This is a genomic window from Roseateles saccharophilus (assembly GCF_004342485.1).
Lineage (GTDB): Bacteria > Pseudomonadota > Gammaproteobacteria > Burkholderiales > Burkholderiaceae_C > Pelomonas > Pelomonas saccharophila.
Genome location: NZ_SMBU01000051.1, coordinates 17701 through 29424, shown reverse-complemented (window position 1 = coordinate 29424; position 11724 = coordinate 17701). Strand labels below are relative to the sequence as shown.

The 11724-nt window shown below is 69.5% G+C and carries 14 protein-coding genes; 5 read left to right on the top strand and 9 right to left on the bottom strand.

Annotated elements, in window-relative coordinates; genetic code table 11:
• The first annotated feature begins 370 nt into the window (after positions 1 to 370).
• Positions 371 to 862, top strand: a complete 492-nt coding sequence (locus EV671_RS24355; RefSeq protein WP_132576512.1) for a TlpA family protein disulfide reductase — start codon at positions 371 to 373, stop codon at positions 860 to 862.
• Between the two features lie 54 nt (positions 863 to 916).
• On the opposite strand, the gene lipA is transcribed toward EV671_RS24355, so the two are convergent.
• Together lipA and lipB are read right to left on the bottom strand one after the other, a co-directional pair.
• Positions 917 to 1882 (bottom strand): lipoyl synthase, encoded by a 966-nt coding sequence (gene lipA / locus EV671_RS24350; protein ID WP_132576511.1) that lies wholly within the window; start codon positions 1880 to 1882, stop codon positions 917 to 919.
• A gap of 2 nt (positions 1883 to 1884) precedes the next feature.
• Positions 1885 to 2553 carry a lipoyl(octanoyl) transferase LipB gene (gene lipB / locus EV671_RS24345; RefSeq protein WP_132576510.1) on the bottom strand — a complete coding sequence of 223 codons (669 nt, stop codon included), beginning with the start codon at positions 2551 to 2553 and terminating at the stop codon, positions 1885 to 1887.
• A gap of 57 nt (positions 2554 to 2610) precedes the next feature.
• Here lipB and EV671_RS24340 point away from each other — a divergent pair, with 57 nt between their 5' ends.
• Positions 2611 to 3240: a tetratricopeptide repeat protein gene (locus EV671_RS24340; protein WP_132576509.1), complete on the top strand. Its 630-nt coding sequence runs from the start codon at positions 2611 to 2613 to the stop codon at positions 3238 to 3240.
• 11 nt (positions 3241 to 3251) lie between these two features.
• Here the strand turns inward: EV671_RS24340 and EV671_RS24335 are convergent, their stop codons facing one another.
• The 7 genes from EV671_RS24335 to EV671_RS24305 are packed head-to-tail and all read right to left on the bottom strand — an operon-like array spanning position 3252 to position 8160.
• Positions 3252 to 3536, bottom strand: a complete 285-nt coding sequence (locus tag EV671_RS24335; RefSeq protein ID WP_132576508.1) for a DUF493 family protein — start codon at positions 3534 to 3536, stop codon at positions 3252 to 3254.
• Positions 3537 to 3553: 17 nt separating this feature from the next.
• Positions 3554 to 4699: a D-alanyl-D-alanine carboxypeptidase family protein gene (locus tag EV671_RS24330; RefSeq protein ID WP_132576507.1), complete on the bottom strand. Its 1146-nt coding sequence runs from the start codon at positions 4697 to 4699 to the stop codon at positions 3554 to 3556.
• A 22-nt stretch (positions 4700 to 4721) separates the two neighbouring features.
• A complete protein-coding gene (locus tag EV671_RS24325; protein WP_132576506.1) occupies positions 4722 to 5354 on the bottom strand; it encodes an alpha/beta hydrolase in 633 nt (210 codons plus the stop codon).
• The gene (locus EV671_RS24320; protein ID WP_132576505.1) at positions 5351 to 5677 is read right to left on the bottom strand and encodes a (2Fe-2S) ferredoxin domain-containing protein; all 327 of its coding nucleotides are present in this window, start codon (positions 5675 to 5677) and stop codon (positions 5351 to 5353) included. Before EV671_RS24320 ends, EV671_RS24325 begins: the two co-directional genes overlap by 4 nt.
• 16 nt (positions 5678 to 5693) lie before the next feature.
• The gene (locus tag EV671_RS24315) at positions 5694 to 6794 is read right to left on the bottom strand and encodes a VanZ family protein (protein WP_132576504.1); all 1101 of its coding nucleotides are present in this window, start codon (positions 6792 to 6794) and stop codon (positions 5694 to 5696) included.
• A 14-nt stretch (positions 6795 to 6808) separates the two neighbouring features.
• Positions 6809 to 7237 carry a CopD family protein gene (locus tag EV671_RS24310; protein WP_132576503.1) on the bottom strand — a complete coding sequence of 143 codons (429 nt, stop codon included), beginning with the start codon at positions 7235 to 7237 and terminating at the stop codon, positions 6809 to 6811.
• A gap of 41 nt (positions 7238 to 7278) precedes the next feature.
• Positions 7279 to 8160 carry a collagenase gene (locus EV671_RS24305; protein ID WP_132576502.1) on the bottom strand — a complete coding sequence of 294 codons (882 nt, stop codon included), beginning with the start codon at positions 8158 to 8160 and terminating at the stop codon, positions 7279 to 7281.
• Positions 8161 to 8292: 132 nt separating this feature from the next.
• On the opposite strand from EV671_RS24305, the gene EV671_RS24300 reads away from it, so the two are divergent.
• The 3 genes from EV671_RS24300 (at position 8293) to hemB (ending at position 11717) form a co-directional block, all read left to right on the top strand.
• Positions 8293 to 9354 carry a proline racemase family protein gene (locus EV671_RS24300; RefSeq protein ID WP_132576501.1) on the top strand — a complete coding sequence of 354 codons (1062 nt, stop codon included), beginning with the start codon at positions 8293 to 8295 and terminating at the stop codon, positions 9352 to 9354.
• Complete coding sequence (locus EV671_RS24295) at positions 9351 to 10478, top strand: M24 family metallopeptidase (protein ID WP_132576500.1); 1128 nt, start codon at positions 9351 to 9353, stop codon at positions 10476 to 10478. Before EV671_RS24300 ends, EV671_RS24295 begins: the two co-directional genes overlap by 4 nt.
• A gap of 222 nt (positions 10479 to 10700) precedes the next feature.
• The gene (hemB, locus tag EV671_RS24290; protein WP_132576499.1) at positions 10701 to 11717 is read left to right on the top strand and encodes a porphobilinogen synthase; all 1017 of its coding nucleotides are present in this window, start codon (positions 10701 to 10703) and stop codon (positions 11715 to 11717) included.
• Positions 11718 to 11724 lie beyond the last annotated feature (7 nt).

The following is an 11724-nucleotide window of genomic DNA, read 5'->3' as shown; positions in this document are numbered from 1 at the left end:
GCCATCAATAAATTGATCGACCTCTACCCGCGCTGGCCCGCACACCCCAGTGTCTTCCATCATCCAGGGTGCTCGCCTGGTTCATGCCACTTAGGAGGCTGTCGGGCTGGGGTCCGGGTGCGCGCCGAGGCGAGTTGCGGGGCAAGGCTAGGCGCCGACGAGGCGTTGGGCGGGGCCCAACAACGAGCCGGCAACGACGCATGGCCCCGCAAATCGCCTCGGCCCTTCGGGTTGGGCCTGCAAGGGGCTGAGGCGTTGTTGCTCCTCCTCGCGGGCGCGAGCCCGCAGCGTCGTCGTCGCCTAGCCTCAGCCCCTTGCAGGCCCAACGCGCACCTGGCCCCCAGCCCGACAGCCTCCTAGAATCGAGGCCATGCTGAACCGCCGCGCCCTCGCCGCCCTCGTCCTCGCCCTCGGCGCCACCGTGCTGAGCGGCTGCGCTCGCGAGCAGGCACCTGCCGTTGACTATGTGCTGCTGAACGGCCAAAAGGCGAGCTCGCAGGACTGGCACGGCAAGGTCATGCTGGTGAATTTCTGGGCCACCAGCTGCGCGACCTGCGTGAAGGAGATGCCCCAGGTCATCGCCACCTTCGACAAGTTCAAGGGCCGCGGCTTCGACACGCTGGCCGTGGCCATGAGCTACGACCCGCCGGCCTTCGTCGCCAAATACGCCGAGACGCGCCAGCTGCCCTTCGGCGTGGCCATTGACAACACCGGCAGCGTCGCCAACGCCTTCGGCCAGGTGCAGATGACGCCGACGACCTTCCTCATCAACAAGCGCGGCGAGATCGTCAAGCGCTTCGTCGGCGAGCCCGACTTCGCCGCTCTGCACGGTCTCATCGAGCAATTGCTGGCGGAGGCCTGAGCCTCTCGCCAGCCCGGGCCGGCTTCGCGAGCGGCCCTCAATCCCCTTTTGGCCTCAGGCGGCGGCCCCGCCGTTCAGCACCGCGTGAGCCTGCTGGTCCGCGTGGTAGCTGGAGCGCACCATCGCGCCGACGGCGGCGTGCGTGAAGCCCATCTTGTAGGCCTCTTCCTCGAACATCTTGAAGGTGTCGGGGTGCACATAGCGGCGCACCGGCAGGTGGTGGCCCGACGGCGCGAGGTACTGGCCGACGGTCAGCATGTCGATGTTGTGTGCGCGCATGTCGCGCATGACCTGCAGGATCTCCTCGTCCGTCTCGCCCAGGCCCACCATGATGCCGCTCTTGGTCGGCACGCCCGGCACTTCTTCCTTGAAGCGCTTCAGCAGGTTCAGGCTGAACTCGTAGTCGGAGCCCGGGCGCGCTTCCTTGTACAGGCGTGGCGCGGTTTCCAGGTTGTGGTTCATCACGTCCGGCGGCGCGGCCTTCAGGATATCCAGCGCGCGGTCGGCGCGGCCGCGGAAGTCGGGCACCAGCACCTCGATCTGCGTCGTCGGGCTGAGCTCGCGGACCTTGGTGATGCACTCGGCGAAGTGGCCGGCGCCGCCGTCCTTCAGGTCGTCGCGGTCCACACTGGTGATGACGACGTACTTGAGCTTGAGCGCGGCGATCGTCTTGGCCAGGTTCTCGGGCTCACTCGCGTCCAGCGGGTCGGGCCGGCCATGGCCGACGTCGCAGAAGGGGCAGCGGCGCGTGCACTTGTCGCCCATGATCATGAAGGTGGCGGTGCCCTTGCCGAAGCATTCGCCGATGTTGGGGCAGCTGGCTTCCTCGCAGACCGTGTGCAGCTTGTGCTCGCGCAGGATCTGCTTGATCTCGTAGAAGCGGGTCGTCGGCGAGCCGGCCTTCACCCGGATCCAGTCGGGCTTCTTCAGCACCTCGGCCGGCACGATCTTGATCGGGATGCGCGAGGTCTTGGCCTCGGCTTTTTGCTTGACGCTGGGATCGTAGGTCGTGTCGCTCATGGTCAGGGAGTCAGCTGGGCCGATAGTCGCTCGGCGAGCCGGCCGGCCGCGGTCGGCCAGTCGGTGGAAACCCCGATTTTATCGAGGGATGTGGTTTCCAGGCCTTCGTAGCCGCAGGGGTTGATGCGCAGGAAGGGTTCGAGGTCCATCGCGACGTTCAGCGCGAGGCCGTGGTAGGTGCAGTGGCGGCTGACCTTGATGCCCAGAGCGGCGATCTTGGCCAGGCCACGGAAGCTGTCCGTCGGGTCGGTCGGCCCGGTCAGGCCGGCATGGCCGCCGGGGTCGGCCGGGCGCACATAGATGCCCGGCGCGCCGGCCACGCGCAGCCCGGTCACGCCATAGCTGTCCAGCGTCTGGATCAGCGCCGTCTCCAGCCGGAAGACGTATTCCTTCACGAAGATGCCCAGGCGCCGCAGGTCCACCAGCGGGTAGGCGGTGACCTGGCCGGGGCCGTGATAGGTCACCTGGCCACCACGCTCGGTGGGCACGACGGGGATGTCGCCCGGCAGCAGCAGGTGCTCCGGCTTGCCGGCCAGGCCTTGCGTGAAGGTGGGTGGGTGCTCGCAAAGCCAGAGCTCGTCCGGCGTGCCGGCCTCGCGTGCGGCCGTGAAGGCGCGCATGGCCTCCAGCGTGGGCAGGTATTCGACCCGCCCCAGGGTCTTGACGATCATGACGGGCATCATAGGCAGACCGTGTAAGCCTTGGCCCCGCCGGGCCGACTCCATCCAATGAAGATGCCACTGATCGCAGCCCTGCTGCTCGCCGCCCCGCTGGCGCAGGCGGCTCCGTTGACCGACGCGCTGGCCGCCTACGACGCTGGCGACCTGAAGGCGGCGGCGCGGGGCTTCGCCGAGTCGGCGCGGCGCGGTGAACCCCTGGGTCAGTTCAATCTGGCGATGATGAACCTGCGCCGCGAACTGCCGGGCGCCAGCGACGCCAGGGCCTGGCAGCTGCTGCAGCGCGCCGCGGCGCAGCAGCTGGCCCACGCGGAGAACGCACTCGGCGAAATGATTGAACAGGGCCGCCACGCCCCGCTCGACAAGGCCGCCGCCTGCGGCTGGTTCGAGCGCGCCGCCGAGCACGGCAACGCGGACGGTGCGCTGGCGATCGCGACCTGCTACTACCTCGGCCGCGGCCGCGGCCAGGACATGGCCCTGGCCCAGCACTGGTATCTGGAGGCGGCCAAGGCCGGCGACGTCGGCGCGCAATACCTCGTCGCGTCGATGTTCGAGACGGGCCTGGGCGTGGAAGCCGACGCGCGCCTGGCGCGCTACTGGTACGGCGTGGCCGCGCAGAACGGCGACGACGCGGCCAAGGCCAAGCTCAAGGCGATGCAGGACGCCGACGCGTCGAGCTGATCAGGCGCGGCTCACAGCACCACCTTGACCATCGGGTGGGTGGTCAGCGTGCGGTAGAGCTCGTCCAGCTGTTCGCGGCTGGTGGCCATGACGGTGATCGTCAAGCCCAGGTAGTTGCCGCCCTTGCTCGGGCGGTGCTCGATGGTGGACGCATCGAAGCCGGGGTCGAACTGCAGCGCGACGGCCGTGATGGCCTCGACGAAGCCCTCGACATGGGCGCCCATGACCTTGATCGGGAACTGCGACGGGTATTCGATCAGGGATTGTTCGGGCGGAATCTCGGGAGGCAGGTTCATGGCACCCTCCTGGCGGTTTACTTGATCCACAGACGCAGCGAATCCCAGGCGCGGCCGAGCAGGCCGGCGCCGGGCACGGCTTCCTGCACGATCAGCGGCACCTCGGCCACCGGCGTGCCGGTCGTCGTGGTCACACGCAGCGTGCCGACGCGCTGGCCCTTGTTCAGCGGCGCGACCAGCGGCTCGGTGCGCTCGACCTGGGTCTGCAGCTTGCCGGCGTCGCCATGCGGCACGGCGACGTAGACGGCATCGGCCGCACCGAGCCTGGCCTCCTTGGCCTCGCCCTTCCAGACCGGCACGGTGGCGATGGCCTTGCCGGCGTCGAAGATCTTGACCGCATCGAAGGCCGTGTAGCCCCAGTTCAGCAGTTTCTGGCTCTCGCTGGCGCGCGCCTCCTTGGAAGCAGCGCCCATGACGACGCTCAGCAGGCGGCGCTTGCCGTTGGGGAAGTCGCGGCTGGCGCTGGCGACCAGGCAGTAGCCGGCGGCATCGGTGTAGCCGGTCTTCATGCCGTCCACCGTCGGGTCGCGGCGCAGCAGCAGGTTGCGGTTGTCCTGGCGGATCTTGTTGAAGGTGTAGTCGCGCTGCGAGTAGTAGCCGTAGTACTCGGGGAAGTCCGTGATGATGTGGGCGGCCACCGTGGCGATGTCGCGCGCGCTGACCTTGTGGCCGGGCTCGGTCATGCCGGTCACGTTCCTGAACTCGGTGTGCTTCAGGCCCCAGGCCTGGACCTGGCGGTTCATCAGCTGCACGAAGTTCTCGACCGAGCCGGCCACGCCTTCGGCCAGGGCCACGGCGGCATCGTTGCCGCTCTGGATGATGAGGCCGCGCAGCAGCTCGTCGACCTTGGGCGTCATCGTCGTGTCGATGAACATCAGGGATGGATCACCCTTGCGCTCGTCCCAGGCCCGCTTGGACACGGGCAGGGTCTGCTCCAGCGTCAGCTTCTTGTCGTGCAACGCGCCGAAGACGACGTAGGCCGTCATCAGCTTGGTCAGCGACGCCGGGTCCTGGGGCAAGTCGGCCTCGCGCTCGGCCAGGGTCTTGTGCGAGGTCAGGTCGATCAGCACGTAGTTGCGTGCGGCGATCTCGGGGGGCTGGGGCGCCTGGGCCTGGGCGCCGACGGAGAGGGCGGCGAGAAGGGAGAGAAACAGTCGTTTCATCGGATCGGTTCGGGCACGGCCATCAGAGCTTCGTGGGATCGAAGGCACGCACCACCAGGGACTTGAGCAGCGGCAGCTGCCCGTGGAAAAAATGGCCCACGCCGGGCACGACGGTGACGGGCAGGCTCTGCGGCCGGGCCCAGTCGAGCACGGACGAGAGCGGCACAACGTCGTCGACCTCGCCGTGGATGACCACCGTGTCGGCCGGCACGGGCGCGGTGTCGAAGCGGCTCGTGGCGGGGCCGACGAGCACGAGGCGGCGGGCGGGCGCGCCGGCCTCGGCCAGGCGCTGCGCCGCGCGCGAGGCGACATAGCCGCCGAAGGAGAAGCCGGACAGCACCAGCGGCTCGCTGGGCGCATGCACGGCATCGCGCACGGCCAACGCGTCATCGACTTCGCCGCGGCCTTCGTCCCAGCCGCCTTCGGATTTGCCGATGCCGCGGAAGTTGAAGCGCACGGCACGCCAGCCGAGCTGGACGAAGGCGCGCGCCAAGGTCTGCACGACCTTGTTGTCCATCGTGCCGCCCTGGGTCGGGTTGGGGTGGCAGATCAGCGCAGTGCCGGCAGGCTCAGCGCCGCCGGCCGGGAGGTCGATGGCCACCTCGATCTGGCCGGCCGGGCCGGGGACGAGGCGCTTTTCGGTCTGCGAGTTCATCGGCCGACGGAATCCGGCAGCACCAGGCGTTCGACGACCCGGCCATCGCGCAGATGGCTTTCGACGATCTCGTCGAGATCGCCCTTGTCCACCCAGGAGTACCAGACGGCCTCGGGGTAGACGACGGCCACCGGCCCGCCGGCGCAGCGGTCCAAGCAGCCGGCCTTGTTGACGCGCACGCCCCCCTTGCCAGCCAGGCCAAGATCCTTCACGCGGGACTTGCAGTGGTCGAAGGCAGCCTGGGCGTCGTGGTCGGCGCAGCAGGCCTCGCCGTTGGCGCGCTGGTTCAGGCAGACGAAGAGGTGGCGCTGGTAATAACTCATCGCCGGCGATTCTCGCTCACCGAGGTTTCTGGACCAGGCGGGCCGCCAGCCAGACCACCGCGATGAAAGGCCATGTCCAGGCCATCCAGCGCGTCAAGCCGTAGAAATTGATGAAGCGGCCATGCTCCCAGGCCTGCATGTTCAGCGCCAGATAGGGGTCGCTGGGCGCGATGCTGATGAGGCCGATCAGCGCACAGATCGCGAACAGGCCCAGCGCCGCCGCAACCCGCGAGGGCAGCAGGCAGGCCAGCAGGGCCAAGCCCAGGCCCAGGCCCAGGCCGGGCCGCGTGGCCTCGCTGAGCCAAGCCCAGGCGTGGTCGGGCCCGAAGGCCATGGCCGTGGACGTGGTCGTGCCGATCAGGCCGAGCAGCACCGCGCCGCCCGCCAGCGCGATGCGGCGCAGGCCGGGGCGGGCCACGCTGATCATCAGCAGCACCGGCGCGAGCAGGCCCAGCGCGATGGCCAGCGCCTCCAGGCCCGGCGGCAGCTCGTGCTCGACAGTGACCGCATCGCCCCATTGCAGGGCCCAGGGCGTACCGTCGAGTGCGTCGACCAGGGACTCGCGCCACCAGGGCAGCCACTGGCCCAGGCCGAAGGGCAGCGGCGTCGGATAGAGCAGGGCCAGCGGCCACAGCGCGAGCAGGGCCAGGGCGGGCGCGCTGCTGGCGCCGAACCAGTGGTCGCGCACGTCCTGCCAGCGCTGCAGGCCGCCCAGGCCGTGCAGCACCAGGCCCAGCATGGCGCCCAGCGTGCTGCCGACCGAGTTGAAGGTCAGGTCCGACAGCGAGGGCACGCGACCGGGCAGGAAGAACTGCAGCGTCTCCATCGCGAACGACAGCAGCGGCCCCGGCAGCAGGCCGAGCAGCAGGCCGGCGCGCAGGCCCCAGCCCGAGCGCACGGCCGCCGCGAAGCCGAGCAGGCCCAGCGGAATGTAGCCGAGCAGGTTGGCCTCGACGTCGAAGGCCCAGAAGCGCGTCGGCCAGGACAGGCCGAACAGCCAGGGCAGGCCCATGCCCGGCGGCCAGCGCCAGGGCCAGAAGGGGTAGAGGCTGGCGTAGATGATGAGCCCGATGTGGGCCAGCAGCAGCCAGGTGGCGGAACTTTGACGGCGGCGCATCGCCCGGCCCCGAGTCAGAAGGGCTTGACCGTCACCAGCAGGACGATGGCGGTGAACAGCAGCACGGCGGTCTCGTTGTAGACGCGGAACCAGCGATGGCTGCGGCGGTTGGACAGCTCCTCGAAGCTGCGCAGCAGGCGGCGGTTCATGTGGTGGTAGCCGATGACACCGACGACCAGCAGCAGCTTGGCATGCAGCCAGTGGCTGCCGGCGAAGCGGCCCGCGCCGAAGCCCAGCCAGACCCACAGGCCGAGCAGCAGGGCCATGCCCATCAGGATGCTGCTGAAGCGGTGCAGCTTGTGCGCCATCAGCAGCAGGCGCTCGCGCTCGGCATGGCTGTCGGCCGGCACCATGGCCAGGTTCACGAAGATGCGCGGCAGATAGAACAGCCCCGCGAACCAGGCGGCAACGAAGACGATGTGGAAGGCTTTGACCCAGAGCATCGGGTCATTGTGACCGGAGCCGCGCCGCGCAGCCTTGCAGTTCAGCCCGCTAGCGAGGCAACCCAGGCCGCGAAGTCGGCATCCATGCTCCGCCCCCAGCCACGCACCAGGGCCTGGTAGCGCGGGTAGTCGCCCGCGCGGGTGAGCGCCAGCATCTGTTCGATGCGCGACCGCTGGCGCTCCATCATATAGCGCACGGCCAGATAGCCACCGCCGTAGATGCGCTCAGGCCCGCCCTCGGTCTCGTAGCCGGTGTCGAACAGCTCGCTGAGCGGCAGCTTCTGGGCCTGCGCGATCGCCTTCAGCCGCGGATGCGCGTCGCCCCGGGCCACGTACTCGGCCACGCCCTCCGTCCACCAGACCAGATAGGGCCGCAGCGGCGAGGGCTGGGCGCAGTTCTCCGGCGGCGAATGCGAGTCGTGCAGGTTGGCGCAGAAATCGCCGTAGAGATTGAAGCGGCTGTCCAGGTAATGGGTGAACTCGTGCGCCAGGTTGTGCACGCTGCCGTCGTCGCGCTGGTAGGCGACGAACTCGGCCTGGTTGCCGGCACGCTCGGGATGCCCCTCCAGATACATGCCGCCGTTGTCCACCGGCATGTCGAAATGCCTGCCGGCCCACTGTTTGAAGTCCTTCGCCGATGCGTAAATGTTGGCGCGCAGGGCCTCGTTGACGTCATGCGCCACCGGCTTGCCGGCCGTGCCGAACAGCGCATGGAAGCGCTGCTCCACCGCGCCGAGGTCCTGGCAGATCTGCGCCTCCTGCCCGGCCTGCAGCGCCTGCGAACGCAGCAGCAGGCTGGGGCCGCAGCGGTGCGCGTGCTTCAGCACCTGGCCGGCACCGCCTTCTTCCTGCACCGGCGGCGCTGAACAGGCAAACAAGGCCGCCGACACCACCACAACCCAGGCCGAATTTTTCATATGCATGGCCGCTACCCGGCACCTCACGAAGACCCCGGCATGGTCGGGAGTTGGCGCCGTGGCCTCAAGCCGGAAGTCGGCGTGTGCGAGGCCGAAATCGGCATATCCACGGCGGCCCTTGATGACTACATTGCCGCGATGGAATCCGCCACCTCACCGCTGGCCGCCTGGCGGCCACCCGCCGACGCGCTGACGCTGCGCAGCATCGACTGCCACACCGCGGGCGAGCCGCTGCGCGTCGTCGTTGACGGTTTCCCGGCACTGCGCGGCAGCACGCAGCTGGAGCGCCGCCGCGACTGCCAGCAGCGCTTCGACCACCTTCGCCGCGCGCTGATGTTCGAGCCGCGCGGTCATGCCGACATGTACGGCGCCGTCATCACGCCGGCGGAGCGCGCGGACAGCGCCTTCGGCGTGCTGTTCATGCACAACGAGGGCTACAGCACGATGTGCGGCCACGCGATGCCCGCGCTGGCCAAGCTGGCGATCGAGAGCGGCTGGGTGCCGGCCAGTGGCGCGCGCACGCGGCTCAACATCGACGCGCCCTGCGGCCAGATACGGCTGGAGGCGGACTGCGAGCCGCGCGACGGGCAATGGCGCGTCGGCCGCGTGCGCTTCCTGAATGTGCCGTCCTTCGTGCTGGCCGACCAGCAGACGATAGCGGTTGCCGGCTTGGGGGCCGTGCGCTACGCACTGGCCTATGGCGGCGCGTTCTATGCCTATGTGGACGCGGCAGCGCTCGGCCTGTCGCTCGCCACCGGCAACCATGCGCAGCTGGTCGACACCGGGCGCCGCATCAAGGACGCCATCGTCCGCGCCGGCACGCCCATCAGCCACCCCGACAGCCCCGACCTGGGCTTTCTGTACGGCACCATCTTCACCGGCCCGGCGCCGGAAGCCGGTGCGCAGTACCGCAATGTCTGCGTCTTCGCCGAAGGCGAGCTGGACCGCAGCCCCACGGGCAGCGGCGTCTCCGGCTTCGCCGCGCTGCTGCATGCGCGCGGCCAGCTGCCGCTGGGCCAGCGGCTGACCATAGAGAGCGTGCTGGGCACGCGCTTCCAGGTCTGGGCCGACGCGGCCTCGCGCTGCGGCCCGCACGCGGCCATCGTGCCGGGTGTCGAGGGCGAAGCCCACATCACCGGCCGGCACGAGTTCCTGCTGATCCCGCAAGACCCGTTGACCCCTGGATTCCTGCTGCGATGAACTCCCCTCTGCAACCTCTGTTCGCCGCGCGCCTGGAGCGGCTGCGCACCCACATGGCCGCTACCGGCCTGGACGCCGCGCTGATCAGCGCACCCGAGCATCTGCGCTACCTCTTCAACTACAGCGGCGAGGCGGCATTCGGCATCGTCGGCGCACGCACCAGCAGCCTCGTCACCGACTACCGCTTCATCGAACAGGCCGAAGAGGAGTGCGTGCACCACCCGTGGCGCCAGGGCGTGACGACCGAGGCCCTGTGCCGCGACCGCCAGCGCGAGCGGTTGGGGCAGACGCTGGGCCGCGTGCTGGCCGAGTTGGGCGCACGCGCGGTGGGCTATGAAGCCGCCCACGTCAGCGTCGCGCAGTGGGCCGACATCAGTGCCGACCTCACCGGGCTGGCGCTGCGGCCGCTGGCGGACGTGCTGGTCCAGGCCCGGTGCGTCAAGGACGCCTGGGAGCAGCAGCAGATCGCGAAGGCGGCCGCGCTGGGCGACGCGGCGCTGGCCGCGCTGCGCCCCAGCATCCGCCTGGGCGTGACCGAACGCGAGCTCGCCAACCGCCTGGAGCGCCTGCTGCAGGAGCTGGGCTCCGAGGGTCTGTCCTTCCCCACCATCCTCGGCTTCGGCCCGCGCTCGGCGCTGCCGCACAGCGCGCCGTCCGGGCGCACGCTGCAGCGCGGCGACCTGATCGTGCTGGACTACGGCGCGGTGGTGAATGGCTACCGCTCCGACATGACGCGCAGCCACGTCGCCGGCCGTGCCCAGCCCTGGCAGCAACGCATGCACGACACGGTCGCCCGCGCCCAGCAGGCAGCGCTGGCGCTGCTACAGCCGGGCATCAGCGGCCGCGCTCTGGACGTGGCCTCCGCCGCCGTGCTGGCGGCCAGCGAGTTCGCCGCCCATGCCGGTCCCGGCCTCGGGCATGGCGTGGGTTTGATCCTGCACGAGCAACCCTTCCTCAACGGCGACTGCGAGGCCCTGCTCCAGGCCGGCGAGATCGTCACCATCGAGCCCGGCCTCTACATCCGCGGCCAGGGTGGCGTGCGCATCGAGGACGACGCGCTGCTGCTGGATTCGGGCCATCAGATCCTGACCCAGGCGCACCGCGACTTCGAGCTGGCGCTGTAGCCAGTGGCGCGCGAAAAAAAAGCCCCGGTCTGGACCGGGGCCGAGAAAGCCTTATCGCTGTCATCACGCTAAGGCTCCTGCTCAGGGAGGAAAAGCAGGGAACGACCACCTTGCGGCTATCATTCGCGGACAAGTTTAGCGCGCTTGAGCGGTGGCGTCACGAATAAATGACGCCGGGATGTGTCGTCCATCACGCGCCGGGCCGCCCATCGAGGATCGCCCGTGACCCGCTCAGTTTTCACCCCGCCCCCCTTCCCCGCATCCCGCCCGCGCCGCCTGCGCCGCGACGCCTTCACGCGCGCCCTGGTGCGCGAGCATGCGCTGCTGCCCAGCGACCTGATCCTGCCGGTCTTCATCCATGAAGGCGAGAACCGCCTGGAGGCCGTCGCGTCCATGCCCGGCGTGTCGCGCCAGAGCCTGGACCACCTGCTGCGCACGGCCGAACAGTGCGTGGAGCTGGGCGTGCCGGTCATCGCCCTCTTCCCCGTCATCGACGCCGCGCTGAAGACGCCCGACGGCGCCGAGGCGCTGAACCCCGACGGCCTGGTGCCGCGCGCGGTGCGGGCGCTCAAGAAGCACTTCCCCCAGCTCGGCGTGCTGACCGACGTGGCGCTGGACCCGTTCACCAGCCACGGCCAGGACGGCGTCATCGACGAGAGCGGCTATATCCTGAACGACACGACGGTCGATATCTTGACGAAGCAGGCCCTGGTGCAGGCCGACGCCGGCGTCGACATCGTCGCGCCCAGCGACATGATGGACGGCCGCATCGGCTCGGTCCGTCGGGCGCTGGAGGCCGCCGGCCACATCCACACGCGCATCATGGCCTACAGCGCCAAGTACGCGAGCGCCTTCTACGGCCCCTTCCGCGACGCGGTCGGCTCGGCCGCCAACCTGGGCAAGGCCGACAAGAAGACCTACCAGATGGACCCCGGCAACAGCAACGAGGCGCTGCGCGAGGTGGCCCTGGACCTGGCCGAGGGCGCCGACATGGTGATGGTCAAACCCGGCATGCCTTATCTGGACATCGTGCGCCGCGTGAAGGACGAGTTCGGCGTGCCGACCTTTGCCTACCAGGTCAGCGGCGAGTACGCGATGCTCAAGGCCGCCGCAGCCAACGGCTGGCTGGACCACGACGCCGTGATGATGGAAAGCCTGCTGGCCTTCAAACGCGCCGGCGCGGACGGCGTGCTGAGCTATTTCGCACTGGACGCCGCAAGGCTGCTGCGGCGCGGCTGAGGCCGGC